The sequence below is a fragment of the Spongiimicrobium salis genome, from assembly GCF_043678055.1.
GTDB classification, from domain to species: Bacteria; Bacteroidota; Bacteroidia; order Flavobacteriales; family Flavobacteriaceae; genus Spongiimicrobium; species Spongiimicrobium salis.
Genome location: NZ_JBHEQA010000008.1, coordinates 140187 through 163585, shown reverse-complemented (window position 1 = coordinate 163585; position 23399 = coordinate 140187). Strand labels below are relative to the sequence as shown.

At 41.2% G+C, this 23399-nt stretch carries 8 protein-coding genes and 1 pseudogene; 1 reads left to right on the top strand and 8 read right to left on the bottom strand.

The genetic code is table 11. From position 1 onward, the window contains the following. From ACEXOE_RS23065 to ACEXOE_RS23040, 6 genes and pseudogenes are all read right to left on the bottom strand, one after another. Window positions 1–512 (bottom strand): annotated as a pseudogene (locus ACEXOE_RS23065) (hypothetical protein); the annotation flags it as partial. A 555-nt stretch (window positions 513–1067) separates the two neighbouring features. After that, complete coding sequence (locus ACEXOE_RS23060) at window positions 1068–4811, bottom strand: beta strand repeat-containing protein (RefSeq protein WP_394751238.1); 3744 nt, start codon at window positions 4809–4811, stop codon at window positions 1068–1070. 231 nt (window positions 4812–5042) lie between these two features. Next, window positions 5043–10055 (bottom strand): beta strand repeat-containing protein, encoded by a 5013-nt coding sequence (locus tag ACEXOE_RS23055; RefSeq protein ID WP_394751237.1) that lies wholly within the window; start codon window positions 10053–10055, stop codon window positions 5043–5045. A gap of 194 nt (window positions 10056–10249) precedes the next feature. After that, window positions 10250–12193 (bottom strand): OmpA family protein, encoded by a 1944-nt coding sequence (locus ACEXOE_RS23050; protein WP_394751236.1) that lies wholly within the window; start codon window positions 12191–12193, stop codon window positions 10250–10252. A gap of 9 nt (window positions 12194–12202) precedes the next feature. Continuing rightward, window positions 12203–13156 carry a PorP/SprF family type IX secretion system membrane protein gene (locus ACEXOE_RS23045; protein ID WP_394751235.1) on the bottom strand — a complete coding sequence of 318 codons (954 nt, stop codon included), beginning with the start codon at window positions 13154–13156 and terminating at the stop codon, window positions 12203–12205. A gap of 16 nt (window positions 13157–13172) precedes the next feature. After that, window positions 13173–16634: a T9SS type B sorting domain-containing protein gene (locus tag ACEXOE_RS23040; RefSeq protein ID WP_394751234.1), complete on the bottom strand. Its 3462-nt coding sequence runs from the start codon at window positions 16632–16634 to the stop codon at window positions 13173–13175. A 406-nt stretch (window positions 16635–17040) separates the two neighbouring features. Here ACEXOE_RS23040 and ACEXOE_RS23035 point away from each other — a divergent pair, with 406 nt between their 5' ends. After that, the gene (locus tag ACEXOE_RS23035; protein ID WP_394751233.1) at window positions 17041–18630 is read left to right on the top strand and encodes a peptide chain release factor 3; all 1590 of its coding nucleotides are present in this window, start codon (window positions 17041–17043) and stop codon (window positions 18628–18630) included. A gap of 51 nt (window positions 18631–18681) precedes the next feature. Here ACEXOE_RS23035 and ACEXOE_RS23030 read toward each other — a convergent pair whose 3' ends face one another. Next, entirely contained in the window at window positions 18682–18993 is a 312-nt protein-coding gene (locus ACEXOE_RS23030; protein WP_394751232.1) for a DUF3467 domain-containing protein, read from the bottom strand. A 63-nt stretch (window positions 18994–19056) separates the two neighbouring features. After that, entirely contained in the window at window positions 19057–23355 is a 4299-nt protein-coding gene (rpoC, locus tag ACEXOE_RS23025) for a DNA-directed RNA polymerase subunit beta' (RefSeq protein WP_394751231.1), read from the bottom strand. Between the last annotated feature and the right edge of the window lie 44 nt (window positions 23356–23399).

Below are 23399 nucleotides of genomic sequence, written 5' to 3'. Positions count from 1 at the left end.
TCCAACTGTGTGGTCACCCCGTCCTCGTCCGTATAATCTATGTTCGTATTGTCCGCATTCAGAGCGATCGTCGTGAGGGTCTCCAGGTTGGAGATATCTACATCCGTTGTATTTCCATTTTCATCTGTATACGTAAACGTACCATTTGCATTTTCCACAATAGTGGTCAACGTTTCCGTAAAGCGCAAAGCGCTTAAATCTACGCTTACACTTCCTCCTCTTTCCAATTGTAAGGTCAATAGATTCGTTGTTGGATCGAAACTAAAGTTTTGCAGTTGTTGGTTATCGGAAGACGTAAGTTCCCATGAATCTCCATCCCAAAAATATATGGTACCGGTATTGGTATTTACATAAATATCCCCTATATCCGCACCAGCTGGCGTAGTAGCACCCGGCGTGGTAATTGCTGTACCGCTTAGCACTTCGCAATTACATTGGTCCTGCAAATTGACCGTGGTCTGCGAAAATGCCACTCCAGATATGAGAAAAATTAATACTAAAACTTTTTTCATGGTTATGTTTTTACTTAAAATCGTCTTATACTATACTTCATTCATTTCACTGTGATTTCAGTGCCGTTCTAAAAAGTGATAACCGAAAGGTGTTTTGTGAAGTTTTCCTGGAAAAGAAAAATTTGGTTTGGAACAGTTAATACGATATCCCTGTAGATATGGTGTTAGTGGTTGCAAAAGCTTCATTCAGTTCGGTTAAATTATTTTAGTTTGGGGGTTATACTACCGTTTAGATTTCAATTCTTCACTAAAAGGTATAATAACACTCTACAAATTTAACCGTATGCTACTCAGATGAAAATAAATGTTGTGTAACTGTTAAATTGTACTGTATAGGTCACAAAAACTGAGGTTTCGGAGAAGATAAATGACATTTTAGGGAGGTGTTGTTAATCGATAAGCCCAATTAAATCAAGGACTACAGAAGCTGTGTTTGTAGGAAAAAGTCAACAATTTCTAAGGTTAAAATTTGAAAAACCGGAGGTGTTATTTAGCGCTAAAATGAACTAAAAGTGGGGCTGTTTTTTAGGTTTCCCAGTACGGAAAAATCAGGAATTACTCTCCATTTACGCGGTATGTAATACGCCGATTTGTGATAATCGTCCTCACGATTATCGTGCTAAAAGGGGAGAATTCCGAAGTTGAATTTGCGATAGTTGCCGTAGCGGTTACCATATCTCCCACAGCCACTCCTGAAGGGATAGGAATCGCAAATTCAAAGCGATTGGTATTATCTGTATTTCCATCGACATCTGTATATAAGGATGTGCCAGTATCCGTATCGGCCCCACTACCCTCTACAGCAGATCCCAAATACAACTGACCTTCCCCATAATCTACAAGAAATCCAAATCTATTATCACCTTCTGAAGCCGTACCTTGATTAATATCGGTTAAAAACACCTCAACAGTGGCACCAGGACGTGCCCATCCCCTTACAATAAGGTTGGATCCTGAAGTATAGGCTACATTAATAATCGGAAAATTTAATGATCCATTAGGACCGTTATCCCCATCTCCATTGTCATTTAAGGTCACTCCATCGCCTATTTCCCCAGATTGGTCAATATCTATGCCCAGTCCCCCGTTAGCAAACATGGAATTTTGAGAAATACGATTCCCTGTGAAATTTCCATTCCCCAATACGATTCCAGCTCCCCCATTAGTGGATATAATGTTTTCTGCCACGGTAGAATTGTTACCATCCAGTAAAATTCCCGAATTTTCTACATTTCCACTGCAGTTTCCTCCATCCTGCCCCGAATTAATGATGGTGTTTTCCAAAATACTGGCACTTCCTGGAAATGCATCTCCATCGATACCCAAAGAAGCCGCATTCTCAATCAAGTTACGTTGTATTACTACACCTGAGCCATCAGCCAAGGTAATATTGTCATCACAAGAATCGTCTCCATTGTCGGAAATTTGATTGTTTTGAATCGTAGAAGCTGTGCCTCCATCGATGAGGATTCCCGCTTCTGTATTTGTGGCAATATAGTTGCCATCCACAGTTACTGCACCGCCAAGAATTTCCACACCGAAATCTATATTACCAGCGTTCACACCCAAAGCATTGACTCCCAATAAATTATTAGAAATTATTGCTGATCCTGAATTCATTCGGATTCCTGCATTGTTATTGGCATATAAAGCTATATTTCTAATTTGGGCGTTGGTTCCTTCAAGATTTAGGACATCTCCATTATTCTTGTGCAATTGTATTTCCGGGCGATCAAAATCTGGTAATGCAATGGCATTTACCCCTACTGTGCTTCCTCCCGCTCCTACAGTTCCCGAATTTGTATTCCCGGAATATGCAGTTTGTGTTCTGCCATCAACGATCGTATTGGTACCATTGATAGCAGTTAAGGGATTGCTATTGGGAATTAAAATGTCAAAATAACCGCTCGTAAAATTGGCATCGGCTGTTCTTCCCAAAAGATCTCCTGACGGAGGAATCATAAAAATAGAAGTATCTTCTCCTGCAGCGGGATCAAAAATGGCATTGGCCTCGATATCCAAACCTGTTTCATCCAAGCCATTGGAATTTATAATGAACTGTTCCAAGGAACCTTGTCCATCATTATTGGTATTGACTATGGTATTAAAATTGAAACCAAAATCCAAATCCACTACTCCTTCACTAAGGATGCTCACTGTTGAAATCGTTTGTGCATTGGTCAACACTCCTGTACCTACATCGGTAGCTGTGGGATCTGCCCCTCCTATTTCATCAGTGATATCGTCCATACCCACTCCCGTGGTAAAGTTTCGTCTATATGTCTGTATGGGCAAACAGCTCGTACAGGCAGTACCTCCACCTCTATTGGAACGAATGGTAGTATTCGCTACTCGAACACTATAACTTCCATTAGCCATGCCTCCAAAAGAATACTCTCCGGTAGCATCGGAAGTTATGGATTCTTCAAAATTTCCAGCATTGTCATATAATTCCACCATGACGCCTTCTAGGCCAAGACCACCTGAAGTAGCCTGATCTCTTCCTGCTCCTCCGCCATAATTGACATCTTCAAAAACAGTTCCTACAATTAAGTTACTGGGTACTTTAAGCAATACAGCATTCAATAATACAAAATCGCCTCCCACACCCACATTTGTTGTAGCCGTGGATTCCCCTGCCGAAATTAAGGCAGAAATATCATACGTATCCAAATCCAGCCCCAAGGTTACTTGATCCGTAATCGTTGGGGTGGTATCATCATATAGGGTGGAATTGAACGGATTGTTTACGGTAGTTCCATTATTGTCTCCATCTCCAGAAAGCGTAGTCGTTCCCGAAGTTGTTGTCAAAGAGAGTAATTCATTATTGGCCAAGCCTACATCCCCTTCCCAGGACATTACTGTGGTCTTTGCCCCAGTAGCCCCAATGGCAAAGAATCCATCTAATGTAAAGCTGGTAGTGCTATTCTGTTCCCCGTCAAATCCTTGATACAAATTAATACTCACTGCAGGCAAGGAATCATCTGTATAAAAAACCAATAGACTCCAACCTCCCAATACCACATTACTGGAACAGTATGGGTCGCCATTATCCACATCAAGACCTGTAAAATCGAAGGTATTCGTACTTAAATTGGCAATACCACCTACCAAATCGGTTACGTCACCTATCATACTATAAAAAGTGAGTGTTCCGATGGAAGCTTGATTGGCATAAGCCGCATTTACCGTTTGTCCTTCAAAGGTTACCTGTAAATCTGGATTAGCATTGGAATGTGTCCAAAACAGATAGGCTCGCTCTATCTGAGCAGTTCCCGGTACAGTGGTGGTTAAGGTATTTGAAGAAGTTGTCGTAATATCACAAAGGTTAGTATCACTTGTCCGGAGGCTTCCCCCTGTTATCGCATAGTCGTAATATCCATTAAACTCATTGAACAAAGTTAGTGGTACATTTGATTGAATTTCACTATTGATCGTTCCTACTCCTACATCAGTAATGGTTACTCCTGGATCAGATACCGCCGTAAACTGAATGTTCAAGGTTTCCAACGCTTCTGCAAGACCATCATCTAAAATGGTTATTGTGATTTGTTGCGTATCGCCAGTTGTACCATTAAAATTCAAGGTACCTCCTATAATTGGGTTATAATCTATTCCTGCAGTGGTAGATACATCCACAGTTTGATAGGTTACCGTAAAGGGTCCTGCAGCGTCCAAACCAATATGTTCCACATCGAAGGTCATCAAGCCATCGGCTTCATCAACATTTACGTTATTAATGGCAATCGTGGGTGATGGAGGTGGAAAATTGGCACTGATCTGTATGTTATCCAAAAACACAATATCATTACTAAAAGACCAATTGGGCCCTAAGTTTATTACTCTAACCGTAGTATTTGCCGAAATAAAAGCGGATACGTCCTGAGTAAAAAAACCAGAGTCTGTTCCCGAAGCCGAGCCATTAATGGTGAATAGGGTGGTGTACGTTATGCCATCATTTGAAATTTGCACGGAAAGATTTTCCCCTATTTCAAGTCCGGATGTTCTCCAATCAAAGGAAAGTGTTGCATCTGAAGCTCCCGTTAAATCGGCTGTTCTACGGATGTTTTCAAGATTCGCAAAAATGAAAGAAAACCGAAGTTCTCCCCCTATAATTCTAATAAACCCTCCTCCAGGGTTGTTATCGTCATTGGCTTCTATCCAATTGCCCGCCCAATTCTGCGTTCCATCATTAATGGCATAGGAATTGGAACCAAATTGATCCAAATAGGTTTCTTGTCCAAAAAGTAGTGTGGTACTACAGAGGAAAAAAAGTAGAATGATGGGTTTTAGATTCATCTATAAAAACATTTCAAAGTCGGTTAACGCTAAAAATAACTTTTAAGCGTCTTCTCAAAGAATAAATGTTGTATAAGTGCTTATATAGAAGGTATATATGTTAAAAAATGAAGTTTCAATGGGAAACACTTACTATATAACCTCCTGTTTTTTCCTCTGCTTATAGGTGAAATCTATATTCCGATATATGTGCTGCTATGGTATTACATATGCGCTTTTTATTTTTTTGATTTAGCCTCCATTAACTCTATAGGTAATTCTTCTATTTGTGATTACACTTCCTGTTCTTACCGTAAGAAGTGCTTCTGCGGATGTTTCTACTGCACAAACAAAGCTTGCACTGGAAACAATGACACGATATCTTGTATTGTTTTGAGAAAGTGTCAATCCCGTAAATTGCAAAGTATTTGTAGTTGTCCCGCTAAGGGTAGCAGAATCTGTGAGGTCTACCCAAACCCCTAGTTCATTCTGTATTTGCCACTGAAAAAGAGCCGTACTAGCTGTACTTACAGACAAACTAGCATTCCCTCTAGTAAAAGCTGTGATACTTGTTGGTTGACCTGTAATTGTTGTTGCCGATCCCACTTGTCTAAATTCAAAAATTCCATCAGTATCATTATCCTGTGGTTCATCATAGGATGCTGCCAAAACCTGACCATTAGGCCCTACTGTTGGGGTTCCCGCCCCAAAAACGCCATCATTGTCCACATCCGTACCTGCATTTCCATAGGCTTCATTGGTATCAAAACAGCTATCATTATCACTGTCAATATCCCTAAAATCTGAAATGGCATCAGTATCCGAATCCAGAACTACATAATTGACCACTCCGCTATTTTCACTTCCTGAATCCTGAACGCTATTGGGTATTCCGTCCGTTCCCACTGCAGCATCCAGGACTCCGTTGGTATGGGCCTGATCATGACCGGCTTCCACCACATCATAGATTCCGTCATTATCGCTGTCCAGATCCAAATGATCTTCGATACCATCGTTATCCGAATCTGTAGCCGCAGCCCATATGATGGCGTTTACCAGCAAATCTTCGCCAAGGGCATTGAAACCACTGCCTTGATTGGAATGTGGTACTATAGCTCTACGCCCAGCTGCTATCCCTAGGTTCAGGGCTTCTCCCTGTTCCCACACTACTAAGGCGCTGCGACCATTAGTGGGATTCAGTCCTAAAACGGTTCCCGTATTTAAATCGACATTTGCGTGAAAAGAAGCATCTCCAATATTGATATCACCTAGTGATAATCCCTGGGTAATAGGATGGGTATTGTTGGTAATATTTAGAAAGGGGGTGACACTATTCCCTCCCGAACTAGAGCCAATTATTTCATCATGTAAGGCATTTTCACTAGTTAATACTCCTTTTGTTGTACTTACCAGATTCGTTATATTGGTAAAAGCGGTTCCACTGTTGACATCCTCATAGATAAAAGTTACCGAAAAATTATTTGCATCCCCCCCAACACTATCATCCACTACTGTCACGGTATATCCCAAGGCAGTCAATTTATCGATAACATTCTGCTCTTCGGAGGCAGGGGCTCCGTCTGTAACCCAAAGCACAGTCAAAGGGCATTCCACCGTATCCAATATCCCATCATTATCATCGTCCAAATCTACATTTACAGGAATTCCATCATTATCCGTATCACATATCAAAGCCACAAGATTAGGGTCAACCACGCGGGGATCAGTACCTGTATAGCCATCTCCTCCTGAAGTCACTACACCATTGGCATCTACAATTACTGGACTTCCACCGAGAAGACCATCCCCGTCATCATCCGTAAAACCGGCTTCCTGTACATCATTACATCCATCCCCATCACTATCCAATTCCGAAAAATCTGCATTCCCATCAGTATCACTATCTGATAAGGTATAGTTTATTGTACCATTATCTTCTTGTCCCGCAGCTTGAACTGCATCAGGCACACCATCTTCGCCAACGGCACCATTCACAATTCCATTGACCTGTGCTGCCCCATGTCCTGCTTCAATGGCATCGTAGATCCCATCATTGTCACTGTCTAAATCTAAGCTATTTGGAATACCATCACCATCAGTATCATCACTACAAAGTTGATCGCTTAAAATGGTAAAGGGTAAGTTTTGTCTTGGAATGGATGGGCCTTGATAGAAAACGTCAAGATTTTGTCCTCCTCCACTTTCAAAAAACAATACCGTAATGGTATGGGTCCCTTCTGTTAAGTTTATAATACCCGAGCGTTCTCGATTCCCATGCGTACCATCATTATCTACCACTTCTGTTCCATTGACGGATAAACTAGAACCATCGTCCGAGTTTGTAAAAAAGGTATAGTCACCGGCTGTTTCAATGCTGATAAATCCCGTATATCTAATCCCATAGGAATTATCATCCCCGGGATCCACCAATGATTGAAGGGCGTTCACGTTAAACGCTGTTACTGTTCCCGTACCTAAGGCACCCACAGTAGGAATGTTGTCAACTGTATCTCCCGCAGGAGTGCCATCATAAAATTCATAATTCAAGCTATTGGTCGTACAACCACTAGGAACTTCATCCAAGTCCAAAATCCCATCATTGTCATCATCCAGATCTACAAGAGGGGCAATGCCATCATCATCCGTATCACAGATCAACGCCACTCGTACTGGATCAGTGACATTGGCGCTCGTTCCACTATATCCATCCGACCCTGACGTTACTACGCCGTTGGCATCTAGGGTTACCGGACCGGTTCCCAGTATACCATCACTATCACCATCGGTGAAGCCAGCTTCCTGTACATCATTACACCCATCTCCATCGCTATCCAATGCTTCAAAATTTCGATTCCCATCGGCATCGCTGTCCAACAATAGATAGTTTACCGTGCCACTATCTTCCTGTCCTGCGGCTTGAACTAAATTGGGTACACCATCTGCCCCAACAGCACCATTTACGACACCATTGGTCTGACTTGCATTATGGCCCGCTTCAACGGCATCATAGATACCATCGTTGTCACTATCCAAATCCAATGCATCGGGAATACCATCATTATCAGAATCCGTATTGCGGACAAAGCCGCCTCCACTGATTTCCAAAATATAATCTACTCCAGAGATGCCATTATTATCCCCTACACCAGTTGATGTTGTCCCAACAATACGTATTCCAGGTACACCTCCACCAATATCAACTACGGTAAAGGCCTCGCTTACAGCGGGAGTCACTGCAATGAAAAAAGGATCTTCAAAGCCTGTTTGTAGGGGAGCTGTGGTCACCGCTCCGTTAAATTCCAACACAAAATTCTCATTGGCATCATCCAAAGGCCCTCTCGCTTCAACATTAGCCACTGAAACCAAATCGCCAACAATCAATCCAAAACTGGATAAATCAATATTTTGCGTACTTGAGCCTCCATTTCTCGGAATATTGAAGGAGGAAGTTACAAAGTTAAAAGGTGCGATGGAAGCACGTTCTTCAGTATCCAAGATACCATCATTGTCATCATCCAGATCTACAAGAGGTGCAATGCCATCATTATCCGTATCACAAATCAATGCAACGAGATTGGAATCAATAACCCTGGGATCCGTGCCCGTATACCCGTCAGTCCCTGAAGTAACGATACCATTGGCATCTACCGTAATTGGCAAATCTCCTAAAAGTCCGTCGTCGTTATCATCTGTAAAACCAGCTTCAATAACATCATTACACCCATCACCATCACTATCCAAATCTCCAGAATCCAAAATATCGTCAGCATCCGTATCCAATACTACATAATTAATAAGTCCGCTATCCTCATTCCCTGGGGCTTGTACGCTATCCGGAATACCATCTGCTCCTACGGGACCGGTGAGCCTCCCTCCAGTGTGTGAAATACCATGACCAGCTTCCAAAACATCATATATACCATCATTGTCACTATCCAGATCTACACAAGATTGTAAAACATCCCCATCCGCATCAGAAGCGGGAATCAAGGAATACCTAAAACTATCCAAACCATGAATATCTTCTCCTGTATTTCCTCCAAGGTGTTGCGAGCTTGTTCTAATTTCAATGGTATTGACCTCCGTATCACTGATAAAACCAAAAAACTGTTCCAGGTTTTGCCCTAAGGTTGCCGTACCCAAAGAATTGCCATCGCGATCGGTGATATTTAAATTTCCTGTATTTCCTGCTCCAATACTGTTCCCTACAATTCTATACACCAATAATCCATCCAGGTAAACCTCCCAAACATTGGAAAAGCTTCCCGCTTGTCCATTATCAAAAATATCCATGAGGTCAAAACCAAAACTGTATACCGGGTTTGTAAAATTAATGAAGGTGGAGAAGGTCATATTATCATCTGGTTCATCGGCCACATCTCCGGGGCTAATATTCAATCCAGATCCTGAATTTCCAGATATGAAGGCATTCACTGTGGTTGGTGCTACAGTAATGGTACTGTTTACGGCATCGCTGCTCACTGTGACCGTACCATTGGAGAACGAAGTGTTGTTAAAATCCAGATCTTCGACAATGGTTCCTCCCAGTGCCAGCACGGATTGTTCCCATCCTGATTCCTGAAAACCTAAAGCATTGTTATTATTCGCAATAGAAAAAAATTGCATCGCTCCGAAGGTAAAAAATACGGCATCTGGTTCTACATCCCCACCTGTTGGCGCATCCATTGGACATTCTACCGTGTCCGGTATTCCATCATTATCATCATCCAGATCACAGGCATCCCCAACACCGTCACCATCTAAATCCCGTTGATCGGGATTTGCGAAAGTAGGACAGTTGTCCACGTCATCATTAAACCCATCCCCGTCCGTATCTCCTGTACCCAGGTCAAAAGTTACGGTCTGGGTGTTTCCTGCACCCGTGACTGTCATATTTGCCGTGAGTACCAGAATACCATCACGAAAAACACGTACAAAAGGATTGGTACCGTTCCAGGCATCCCCAAAATTATCTTCTAGTAAAAGGGCATAACCTATACCATCGGGTATATTGGCATATATCTCTGGACTTCCAACGGTACTATAGGCCGTATTTACGGCTGAATTAAAACAGGAAGCCGGATTACATATAGAAGCTCCAATTTGTACCCCGAGAGGATCTAAAAAAGTTACTCGATTATCTGAAGACCATTGCGGCCAATCTACCTCAATAGTAATTGTAGCTTGCCCCTGTCCTCTTGTCACCATTAACAAGAAACCAAAAAGCAAGAGTATTTTAACAAATTTCAATGACATAGCAATCATAAGAATCGCATATTTACGATGCTTAAATGTAGATTTCTTTGTCAAACTTTGACAAAACTATGTTGTGAACTCTGTTAATTTCGGGGCAAAGTGGCCTTAATTTAGGTTTTGATTTTTTTCGACTTTGTCATCGAAAATAAATTATAACATATATTCCTACAAATCTTGTATTCAATGCTTGTTAAACACAAGAGCTATTCCAATATAATAAACTCCGATCTTCGGTTTAATTGATGCTCTGCACTGGAACATTTTACTCCATTGCTACATTTATTCACCAATTTTGTTTCCCCATAACCCTCCATCTGTAGTCTATCGGCCGAAATACCCTTTGAAATCATATAGGCCATTGTAGATTTTGCTCTGTTTTCCGATAATACGAGATTATAGGCATCCCGTGCTCTACTATCGGTATGGGAATTCACCTTTATTTTTAAGCTTGGAAATTTCTCCATGGCCGCAATTACTTTCTGAATCTCAATTTCGGCATCTGGGCGAATGTCATATTTATCCAAATCAAAATAAATGGTACTCAACTGCAATAGTTTGGCCAGATCATCTCCGAAACCAGCGGTAATCGTATCCGGTTCCAAATAGAAATCGATAATTTTATCTTTACCATCCGATACGCCCAAAAACTCTTCGGAGGGAATAAACCCTTCCGTAAGTGCCCTAACAAAATTTCCTTGATTACAATCTACCTCAACGGTATATTGACCGGCGTCGTCCGTAATCGTTTTGGTGATTTCCTTATTTTCTTCGTCGATAACCACAATGGTAGCGCCTACGAGCACCTCATTGGAAATCTTATCTCGTACTGTACCTGTTATCACCTGCACACAATCCAATTGTAAAGGCGTTGTTTCCACGAAGCTATAAATATCATCGGCTCCCATTCCCCCAGCTCTATTGGAAGCAAAATATCCTTTTCTGTTTTCTTCATTGATGATAAAGGAAAAATCATCTTGCTTGCTATTTACAGGTGCCCCTACATTGACAACGGGGCCTTCATATTTTTCATTCTTTATTTTGGTGATAAACACATCCAACCCACCAAGACCGGGATGGCCATCCGAAGCGAAGTATAAAATATCTTCCGTGGTGACAAAAGGAAACGTTTCCCTTGCCTCTGTGTTAATAGCACTTCCTAAATTTACCGGTTCTCCAAAAGTATCGTCATTGTTTATGGCCACCTTAAAAATATCGGATTCACCAAGGGTTCCTGGCATGTCCGATGCAAAAAATAAGGTTTTTTCATCTGGACTCAAGGCCGGGTTTGCTACGGAATATTCATTACTGTTAAAAGGTAGTTCCTTAATATTGACCCATTTTTCTTCTTCCTCATTCCAGGTTGCCCTAAAAATTTTGAGACGTATCACCCCGTCTTTTCCTTTCACATATTTGCGATCTACAAAGTTATTTCTTGTAAAATATAAGGTTTTACCATCTTTTGTAGTCACCGATGTAGATTCGTGAAGTCGGGTATTTACCCCTTTATTCAGTTTAAGTACTTTGTTCTCTGAGGAATTATCCACGTTGACCTTATAGAGGTCTAAAAAATCCTTGGCATTCCAAGTGTGTCGATATCTAGACAGGTTTCCGGTATCCCTATCCGAAGAAAAAATAAGTCCTTCTTTATAAAAAGATGGAGCGAATTCGGAATAGACCGAATTGTACTCAAAAGGTCCCATTTCATAACGTCCTGAATTTTTTTCAATCTCGGCCAAATAATCTTCTTCCCCTTTAAAAACCAAGGCTCTATTATCATTGGAGGTGGCTTGTGAAAATTGTGCCATAACCGCATCGGACTTGGCATAGTCTCCCAATGTTCGGAGCGTTTGCGCAAAGCGAAACAGGTATTCCGGGTTCATCTCGGAAGCATAAGCATCCATTAGGCGTTGATAGGTATCCGCAGCTTTCTTATATTCTGCCTTGAAATAATAGGCATTCCCCAACTTCTTCAGTAAATCCGCAGAAACATATCCTTTATCCAAAACCTTCTCGTAAATATCTATTGCGGGACTGAACGAATAATCCTGATATTTTGCATTTGCCTTATTCACCAATCGCTCCTGAGCGTAGGTGTTTCCAACTAGAGCGAAAATAAAGGCAAGTAATACTAGTATTTTTTTCATCATCTGTCGTATTTAGAAGAAACGGGGTGATACTAATTTTTGGAACGATTTGACCAATTCAAATCTCAAAAACACCTCAAAAGATCCATCATTGAACTGTGTACTTCCCAATTCGGTCGTCTCTTTATCATAGGCCAATCCCAACATCAACTGATCGGTTATTTGAAAACCAAAAAGGGCACTTACCGCGGCATCCCATCTGTAGGCGGCTCCTATACTGAACTTATCATTGAACAGGAAATTTGCAGAGACATCTACTTGCAAAGGGGCTCCCCCTACGGCTTTGGTCAATAATGCCGGTTTGAATTTTACATTTCCATTTAAGTCAAAAACATACCCTGTGATAAAATAATAATTGATGCGCTCCTGTGAAAGGAAATTGACCGCATTGGGATCTGAGCCAGAGTTATCAAAAAATTCTGTTTCCAATAGATTTGGAGCCGAAAAACCTGCATAAAACTTATTGCTGTGGTAATAAAACCCTAAACCAAAATTAGGAGCAAATCTATTGTCAATATTATTCCCATTTGCAGCTTCCTGATCAAAGTTTCGCAAACCGTTAAAATCCAAATTAAGGATATTCCCCCCTACCTTGAGCCCAAACGACAATTTGGCTTTTTGCGACACATCCAAGGTATATGAGATAACGGCATCCAATTCTGTTTCTTGAATAACCCCATCTCCAATATTATCATTGATGATCGAGATTCCGTAGCCTAGTTTACTGTTTCGTATGGGAGAATGCAAATTCAGGTTAAATGTTTCTGGCGCCCCTTCCAATCCTACCCATTGGGAACGGTATAAGGCCGCTGCACTTAACTGTCCCCTAGAACCTGCATACGCAGGGTTAACGCTCAATGTATTAAAAACATACTGCGTGTACTGCGCATCCTGTTGCGCATTTACGGTCTCTATAAAGGTCACTAAAAGCAGTGCCAATGGTAGAAAAATACTCTTTTTTATCATTACCTAGGATTCAATATTATCTGCTGATATAAATATATTCAGTATCAGTAACTCTTTCTCCATCAGGAGTTTGATACTCAAATATATAATAATATATTCCAGCAGGGAGGAAATCCCCTCCGGTTACGGTAGATCTACCTTTAGATCGTCCGTCAAAAACATTATTTTGATTGTTGTAATTCTCCCCTTCAAAAACGGCAACTCCCCATCGATTAAATATTCGCAATGAATTATTCAGGGCATTGTCTACATTTCTAATGAAGAGGAAATCATTTTTTCCATCACTATTCGGAGTTACAAACTGATTCACCAAGACCTCATTTGCTTCGGGCCTGTCATCTATGGGATCCAAGAAATCTGGAATACCATCTTCATCGATATCATCATTCGTTGGGTCACCATCATTGTTACCATCCTCATCTGGCGTATTTATGCCATCGCCATCATCGTCCAAATCACGATAATTGACATCTTCCGTACCATCCGTGTCCGGAAGGTCATTGGCAGGGTCATTGATTTCATCATTGACATCGAAACCATCATTGACGTCAGATCCTTCATAGCCATCATCCAGGCCATCCCCATCCGTATCTACTCCCGTAAACTCTTGATCTGGTTGACCATCAAAATTAAAATCGTTTCCTTCATTATTATCAGGCACTAAATCATTATCACTATCCTGATCAATATAATCCGGAGTATCTGTTCCATCGGTATTCACGGGATCAATTCCTTCATCTCCAGTACCCTCATAAGCATTGTCCAAACCGTCATTATCATCATCGGCACCCGAAGGGGCAATATAACCATCAGTAGTCTGTCCCTCTACATTATCTGGAATACCATCATTATCTGCATCGATATCCAAATGATCAAAAATACCATCTCCATCACTATCCAAGGGATCGGTAAGCGGGTCATTGTCCCCATCCAAATTGGGATCTTCCACAGTATCCAAAATACCATCATTATCGTCATCGATATCCACTACATCCGGAACACCATCACCATCCGTATCCAATCCTGGATCTAAATAATCTGGCGTGCCATCACCATCAGTATCGTCATTGGTAGGATCTCCATCCATATCAACATCTTCATCTGGTGTAAGAATGCCATCGCCATCATCATCCAAATCCCTATAGTTGACATCTTCCGTGCCGTCGGTATCCGGCAGATCATTGGCAGGATCGTTAATTTCGTCATTGACATCAAAACCATCATTTACATCGCTTCCCTCGTAGCCATCATCCAAACCATCGCCATCGGTATCTTCGCCTGTAAACTCCTGATCGGGTTGACCGTCAAAATTAAAATCGTTTCCTTCATTATCATCTGAAACCAGATCATTATCACTATCGTCGTCCAAGTAATCAGGATTGTCTTCCCCATCTGTATTTACTGGAGTCAATCCAGCATCCCCACCACCTTCATAGGCATTATCCAGACCATCATTATCGTCATCTGCACCTGTAGGAGGAATATACCCTTCCGTGGTCTGGGCTTCTACATTATCCGGGATTCCATCATTATCGGAATCAATATCCAAATGGTCATAGAAACCATCATTATCACTGTCTGCAGGATTGGTCAAGGGATTATTATCCCCATCCGTATTGGGATCTTCCACGGTGTCTAGAATACCATCATTATCATCATCGATATCTACATTATCTGGTATGGTATCCCCATCGGTATCGGGATCATCGAATGGATCTAAATAATCGGGCGTACCATCACCATCGGTATCATCATTGGTAGGGTCACCATCTCCATTGTCATCTTCATCAGGGGTGGAAATACCGTCCCCATCATCATCCAAATCCCTATAGTTGACATCCTCTGTTCCATCGGTATCCGGAAGATCGTTGGCAGGATCGTCTATTTCATCGTTCACGTCGGGGCCATCATTGACATCCGATCCTTCATAACCATCATCCAGACCATCTCCATCCGTATCCTCTCCTGTTAGCGTTTGATCGGGTATACCGTCGAAATTGGCATCATTCCCTTCATTATTATCGGGAACCAAATCATTATCACTATCATCATCCAAATAGTCGGGATTGTCTTCTCCATCCGTATTTATAGGAGTTAAGCCTTCATCTCCTTCACCCCCTTCATAAGCGTCATCCAAACCATCATTATCGGCATCATTACCAGAAGGGGGAATATAACCATCCGTGAGCTGTGCTTCTACATTATCCGGAATGCCATCATTATCGGAGTCAATATCCGCTCTATCCGGGAAACCATCGTTATCAGAATCAACATCTGTACTAAAGGTGATTGTTTCCGGGTTTAAAAAGTTGTCTATACAAGAAAATTGTATTCCCGACTGTCGTGGAATAGTAGTAAAATTTTCATCGGTGACCGCCTGAATTCCGAACCGGAAGACAAAGGTATTAATGTCCACAAAAACAACAGCAATATTTGCCTGAGGCTGTAAGTTGGAAATCCCTGGGTATTCTATATTACCTCCGCGCACTTCCAATCCGCCACCTGTACTGATTACAGAAATATCACGGACACCATCTATCGTAAAACTGGCAGGAGTATCAAAACGGTTAAACTCCCTATATTGGTTGTTTCCATCAATATCCACAAAATTGGCAATGAATTCATCTTGAAGTACAGGATCGGAAGTTCCCGAAAGGACTAGGGAAAGGCGCAGATCCACAAAGGGTCTTCTTACTTCATCTGTCGTAGTAAATTGAATTTCAGGCTTAAAGAATTCAGGATCGGTATCATTTTGATCTACGATAACAATTTCTCCATTTAATACCTGCTCTACTTCCACCAAAGCATCTATTCCCGTATCCACATTTGGAATTCTATAGACAGAACCCACGGCAATACCATCCCCACTTTCCAAAATGGCATCGGCACTAAAATCGAATTCCGGGATATTTTCTTGGGCATTACAATCAAAGTCGTTCGTAGTCTGAACACTGGATTCTATATTATCTAAAATACCATCATTGTCCGAATCAATATCAACATAGTCCGGTACGGCATCCAAATCTGTGTTCACTGGCGTAAGACCTTCACCGCTTCCCGGGCTACTCTCATAGGCGTCATCCAAACCATTTCTATCCATATCCACACCAGAAGGTGGAATGAAAATAGTGGCATTCTGCGCTTCCAGATTATCAAAGACCCCATCATTATCGGAATCCAAATCCAAATAATCCGGTATTCCGTCACCATCGGTATCCGTAGGATTGGTAGCAGGATCATTATCTCCATCTTCATTGGCATCTTCCACACTATCCAAAAGTCCATCACTATCATCATCTATATCGACAAGATCCGCAACCCCATCGCCGTCTATATCTGCTTCAAAAAATAAATCATAAACAGCAGTCTTGGCTATCACACCAAAGGAAGAGGTGGATACCACAACCAAAAAAGCAGCGGCTAAAGCAATGCCATACAATGCTTTACGTTTAAGTTTAATCAGAGTAAAAGTTTCCATAAATGATAGTTTTTAGATGAAACATATCACCATGGCTTTGTAGGAAATTAGTTCGTAAGAAGATAGGGCTTCTACATAAATCAACGCAAGATATATCTATTTTTTCGTTCAACAAATTGTTTCCAAAGCATTAACTTTTGAATATCTTTCAAAGACAGTAATATTCGTTGAAGTGTAAAAAAACCACACCTTACTTCATTTTACATACGGTACATCGATTAAAAAAGTTTCTTTATTTTCAGAAAAAAAATGTTTTTTTGGACCATATGCCTTAAAAATCGACGAGAAGGTGCAAGAATCTCTTTTTATTCATCTCATTCTTAGGGATTTTATAATCACCCGATGAAATTATACGCCTTTGTACAACAACTATCATATTTAGCTTATTTTTGCCAAAATTTTTTCAATGGAGTTTAAAGAAGAAACGCTAAGACGAAGAACTTTTGGTATCATTTCGCATCCCGATGCGGGAAAAACAACGCTTACGGAAAAGTTACTGTTGTTTGGGGGTGCCATACAGGAAGCGGGGGCTGTGAAGAACAATAAAATAAAAAAATCTGCGACAAGTGATTTTATGGAAATTGAACGTCAGCGAGGTATTTCCGTAGCCACCTCCGTACTTGCGTTTCTGTACAAGGATAAAAAAATAAATATTCTGGATACTCCGGGACACAAGGATTTTGCCGAAGATACCTTTAGAACGCTAACCGCTGTAGATAGTGTGATCGTGGTTATTGATGTTGCCAAAGGTGTTGAGGAACAAACGGAAAAATTGGTCGAAGTCTGTCGTATGCGAAGCATTCCCATTATTGTCTTTATCAATAAATTAGACCGAGAGGGGAAAGACGCTTTTGACCTTTTGGACGAAGTAGAACAAAAATTAGGACTCTCGGTAACCCCTTTGAGTTTCCCTATAGGTATGGGATACGATTTTAAAGGCATCTACAATATCTATGAAAAAAACATCAACCTTTTTAGTGGAGACAGCAAGAAAAATATTGAAGAGACCATTGCTTTTGACGATATCGAAAATCCGGATCTGGATAAAATTGTAGGTGCCGATGCCGCAACAGAATTACGGGACAATCTAGAATTGGTCGCTGGCGTATATCCCAGTTTTGATAAAGAAGCCTATTTGGCCGGAAAACAGCAACCCGTCTTTTTTGGGTCTGCGCTGAATAATTTTGGTGTTCGTGAGCTGTTGGACTGTTTTGTTGAAATTGCGCCATCCCCAAGAGCTAAAATGGCCGAAGAACGCTTAGTGGATGCCCATGAAAAGACCTTAACCGGTTTTGTGTTTAAAATACACGCCAATATGGATCCCAAACACCGAGATCGATTGGCCTTTATCAAAATTGTTTCCGGTACATTTGAACGCAATAAACCTTACCTCCATGTACGCCATAAAAAGAAATTAAAATTTTCTAGCCCCAATGCTTTTTTTGCAGAAAAGAAGGCCATTGTAGACATTTCGTACCCTGGTGATATTGTTGGACTTCACGATACCGGGCATTTTAAAATTGGAGATACCTTAACGGAAGGGGAGATTCTAAATTACAAGGGGATTCCCAGTTTTTCCCCGGAACATTTCCGTTATATCAACAATGCCGACCCTATGAAATCCAAGCAGCTTCAAAAAGGTATTGATCAATTGATGGACGAAGGGGTTGCGCAGCTGTTCACCCTACAGCTGAACAATCGAAAAATTATTGGTACTGTGGGAGCACTACAATATGAGGTCATCCAATACCGATTGGAGCATGAATATACGGCGAAATGTACCTACGAGAATTTTCCGGTATACAAGGCTTGCTGGGTAGATCCCGATGATGCTTCCAATGAGGAATTTAAAGAATTTAAAAGGGTGAAACAGAAGTTTTTGGCTACGGATAAGCAAGGGCAATTGGTATTTTTAGCCGATTCTCAATTTTCATTGCAAATGACCCAACAAAAATACCCTTCCGTAAAATTGCATTTTACCTCTGAATTTGAATAATAGTACGGGTATTATAAAAAAAGCCATTCCGTATGGAATGGCTTTTTACTTTTAAGCTTCTCCCGGAGTTCCAAAATTGAGTGGAATACTAGGTTGCTCGTAATCTTTTATGGTTCCGTGTGCCTGTTCAAAACGACTCACATTATCGGAAAGGGCTTTCAGAAACTTCTTGGCATGCTGTGGTGTTAACACAATTCTACTTTTTACCTTAGCCTTTGGTGCACCGGGCATCATACTGATAAAATCAACCACAAATTCTGATACAGAATGATTGATGATCGCCAAGTTGGAATAGGTTCCCTCTGCGGTCTTTTCATCAAGTTCTATATTGATTTGTTTTTGATTTTGATTATTATCGGCCATTTTACTATTACTATTTGAGGTTTAAAAAAAACCTCCGAGAAAATCTCGGAGGTTATCATCTATTTAGAATTTTAATTCTTCTTTCCGAGCCATTATCTCATCGTATTCTTCTTTAGATCCTACAATGATATTCTCGTAATCTCGCATTCCTGTTCCTGCAGGTATCTTATGTCCTACGATCACATTCTCTTTCAGGCCTTCCAAACTATCTACTTTACCGCTTACCGCAGCTTCATTCAATACTTTGGTCGTTTCCTGGAAGGAAGCCGCAGAGATAAAGGATTTGGTCTGTAATGACGCTCTGGTGATTCCCTGTAAGATCGGTGTTGCTGTGGCAGCAACGGCATCCCTTGCAGAAACCAATGTTTTATCATTACGTCTCAAGATAGAGTTCTCATCCCTAAGTTCACGTGCCGTGATGATCTGTCCAGCTTTAAGATTCTCGGACTCTCCAGCATCTTCAACCACTTTTTTACTAAAGATTCCATCGTTCTCTCTAATAAAGTCATCCTTGTGTGCCAGTTGATTCTCCAAGAAGATCGTATCTCCTGGATCTTGGATACGTACTTTACGCATCATTTGACGCACTACAACTTCGAAGTGCTTATCATTGATCTTCACCCCTTGCAAACGATAAACTTCTTGTACCTCGTTGACCAAGTACTGTTGTACGGCCGAAGGTCCTTTAATGGCCAGAATATCTTCTGGGGTAATGGATCCATCGGACAATGGCATTCCTGCACGTACATAATCGTTCTCCTGAACCAAAATCTGATTGGAAAGTTTCACCAAGTATTTCTTGATTTCTCCCAATTTAGATTCGATAATGATTTCACGGTTACCACGCTTGATCTTTCCGAAAGAAACCACACCATCAATTTCAGACACTACCGCCGGGTTGGATGGATTACGCGCTTCGAAAAGCTCAGTAACTCTTGGAAGACCTCCCGTAATATCACCTGCTTTTGCAGATTTACGTGGGATTTTTACCAAAATCTTACCTTCCTTGATCTTATCGCCATCATCTACCATGATATGTGAACCTACAGGTAAATTGTAGGATCGCAATACATCGCCATTGGAGGCTTTGATCAATAAAGTAGGAATCAACTTCTTATTTCTAGATTCAGAAATTACTTTTTCCTGGAAACCGGTTTGTTCATCGATCTCTACCTGATAGGTAACTCCCTGCTCTATATTTTCATAAGCAATTTGTCCTGGGAATTCAGAAACAATAACTCCGTTATACGGATCCCATTGACAAATAACATCATCTTTACTTACGGTAGCACCATCTTCGATAAACAATTGTGAACCATAAGGAATGTTATTGGTACTCAAGGTAATTCCAGTATTGGTATCTACAATCTTTATTTCAGAGGTACGAGAGATTACAATGGTTGCAGGATTTCCTTCCCCATCTTCTCCTTTTACTGTTCTTAAATCTTCGATTTCAGCTTTCCCGGCAAACTTGGCTACAAGCTTATTATCTTCAGAAATGTTTCCTGCAATACCTCCAACGTGGAAGGTACGCAAGGTTAACTGTGTTCCAGGTTCCCCGATAGATTGTGCGGCAACTACACCTACGGCTTCTCCTCGCTGTACCATTTTGTTGGTGGACAAGTTTCTACCATAACATTTACCACAGATTCCTCTTCTTGCTTCACAGGTCAATGCAGAACGTACTTCAATTTTCTCAATAGGAGAAGCTTCGATGCGTTTTACATCGGTTTCCATAATTTCCTGACCCGCTGTTAACAACAACTCTTCATTTAATGGATTATACACATCGTGCAAGGAAACCCTACCTAGGATACGCTCTCCCAAGGTCTCAACAACCTCTTCGTTCTTCTTCAGTGGTGTCACTTCAATTCCTCGAAGGGTTCCACAGTCTTCAATATTAATGATCACATCCTGGGATACATCTACCAAACGTCTCGTCAGATAACCTGCATCTGCCGTTTTTAAGGCCGTATCTGCAAGTCCCTTACGGGCACCGTGCGTAGAGATAAAGTATTCCAAAATGGATAAACCTTCCTTAAAGTTGGATAGGATCGGGTTTTCAATAATCTCTCCTCCACCCGCTGTAGATTTCTTAGGTTTCGCCATCAATCCTCGCATACCGGTCAACTGACGAATCTGTTCCTTAGACCCCCTTGCTCCAGAATCCAACATCATATATACGGAGTTAAACCCTTGTTGATCCTCACGGATACGTTTCATGGCCAATTCCGTAAGTTGGGCATTGGTGGACGTCCACTCATCAATAACTTGGTTGTAACGCTCGTTATTGGTGATCAATCCCATATTATAGTTCGCCATAATGCCATCTACTTTCTCATTGGCATCGGCAATCATCGTATGCTTTTCTGGTGGGATGATAATATCCCCTAAACTAAAGGATAGTCCGCCTCTAAAGGCAAAGTCGTACCCCATTGTCTTAATTTTATCCAAGAAATCGGCTGTCGTAGGCACATCGGTAACGGCCAATATTCCACCTATAATATCCCTTAAGGATTTTTTATTAAGAACATCATTGATGTATCCTGCTTGTTCTGGCACTTTCATGTTGAACAATACTCTACCTACCGTAGTTGGTATTACTTTGTATACCAATTCCCGCTCTTCATTAAAGTCTTTAGCCCTAACCTTGATTCCGGCATTCAAATCTACCATACCTTCATTGTAGGCGATTACCACCTCTTCCGCGGAATAGAAGGTCAACCCTTCTCCTTTGATCGGTACTTCTGGTGTAGATTTTCTTTCCTTGGTCATATAGTACAATCCCAAGACCATATCCTGAGATGGTACCGTAATTGGAGAACCATTGGCAGGATTCAAGATGTTATGGGAAGCCAACATCAGCAACTGCGCTTCTAAAATCGCTTCAGGTCCCAATGGCAAGTGAACGGCCATTTGATCCCCATCGAAATCCGCATTAAAAGCCGTACAAACCAATGGGTGAAGGCGAATTGCCTTTCCTTCGATCAGTTTTGGCTGGAATGCCTGGATTCCCAATCTGTGCAATGTAGGGGCCCTATTCAGTAGTACTGGATGTCCTTTTAATACATTTTCAAGAATATCCCAGACTACCGGCTCTTTCTTATCGATAATCTTTTTGGCCGATTTTACCGTTTTTACAATTCCTCTTTCAATTAATTTTCTAATGACAAAAGGCTTGTACAGTTCGGCAGCCATATCTTTTGGAAGACCACATTCGAACAATTTCATCTCTGGCCCTACAACAATTACGGAACGTGCTGAGTAATCTACACGTTTCCCCAAAAGGTTTTGACGGAAACGTCCTTGTTTTCCTTTCAACGAATCCGAAAGAGATTTTAAAGGTCTATTGGATTCTGTTTTAACCGCAGAAGCCTTACGGGTATTATCGAACAAAGAATCTACAGCTTCCTGAAGCATACGTTTCTCATTTCTAAGAATCACTTCAGGGGCTTTGATTTCCATCAATCGTTTCAAACGATTATTTCTAATAATTACCCTTCTGTAAAGATCGTTCAAATCCGAAGTGGCAAAACGTCCTCCATCCAATGGCACCAATGGGCGTAATTCTGGTGGAATAACAGGAACAACCTTCATGATCATCCATTCTGGTCTGTTCTCCCTATTTTCCTGAGATTCACGCAAGGCTTCCACAACTTGAAGACGTTTCAAAGCTTCCGTCTTACGTTGTTTGGAGGTCTCTGTATTTGCTTTATGACGCAAAGAGAATGAAAGTTCGTTTAAATCGATTCTAGCCAATAGATCGATCAAACACTCGGCTCCCATTTTTGCGATGAACTTATTGGGGTCGGAATCTTCCAAATACTGATTCTCAGCCGGAAGTTCTTCCAATATGTTCAAATATTCTTCTTCCGTCAAGAAATCCATTTTATTGATTTCTTCTCCTTCTGGGCCTTTTGCAAGACCTGTTTGGATGACCACATATCGCTCGTAATAAATGATCATATCCAATTTCTTGGAAGGCAGTCCCAAGAGGTACCCAATTTTATTGGGCAAGGAACGGAAATACCAGATATGGGCCACAGGCACCACCAAATTGATATGTCCTACGCGATCGCGACGCACTTTCTTTTCGGTTACTTCAACCCCACAACGGTCACATACGATACCGCGATAACGGATACGCTTATACTTTCCACAAGCACATTCATAATCCTTTACAGGGCCAAAAATACGCTCACAGAATAGACCATCACGTTCTGGTTTGTGTGTTCTATAGTTAATGGTTTCAGGCTTTAAAACTTCCCCTCTGGATTCTGCCAAAATAGATTCTGGAGAAGCCAATCCGATAGAAATTTTATCAAACCTTTTTACTGTATTATTGTCTTTAAGTCTAGCCATAACAATATGGTGATAGTAAATTTAATGTTAGTTTACGAAATTAT

Bases quoted from the DNA above. Each gene is read 5' to 3' on its own strand.
- ACEXOE_RS23035 (WP_394751233.1), top strand. From the start codon at position 17,041: ATGGAGTTTAAAGAAGAAACGCTAAGACGAAGAACTTTTGGTATCATT.
- ACEXOE_RS23045 (WP_394751235.1), bottom strand. From the start codon at position 13,156: ATGATAAAAAAGAGTATTTTTCTACCATTGGCACTGCTTTTAGTGACC.
- ACEXOE_RS23040 (WP_394751234.1), bottom strand. From the start codon at position 16,634: ATGGAAACTTTTACTCTGATTAAACTTAAACGTAAAGCATTGTATGGC.
- rpoC (WP_394751231.1), bottom strand. From the start codon at position 23,355: ATGGCTAGACTTAAAGACAATAATACAGTAAAAAGGTTTGATAAAATT.
- ACEXOE_RS23050 (WP_394751236.1), bottom strand. From the start codon at position 12,193: ATGATGAAAAAAATACTAGTATTACTTGCCTTTATTTTCGCTCTAGTT.
- ACEXOE_RS23055 (WP_394751237.1), bottom strand. From the start codon at position 10,055: ATGATTGCTATGTCATTGAAATTTGTTAAAATACTCTTGCTTTTTGGT.
- ACEXOE_RS23060 (WP_394751238.1), bottom strand. From the start codon at position 4,811: ATGAATCTAAAACCCATCATTCTACTTTTTTTCCTCTGTAGTACCACA.
- ACEXOE_RS23030 (WP_394751232.1), bottom strand. From the start codon at position 18,993: ATGGCCGATAATAATCAAAATCAAAAACAAATCAATATAGAACTTGAT.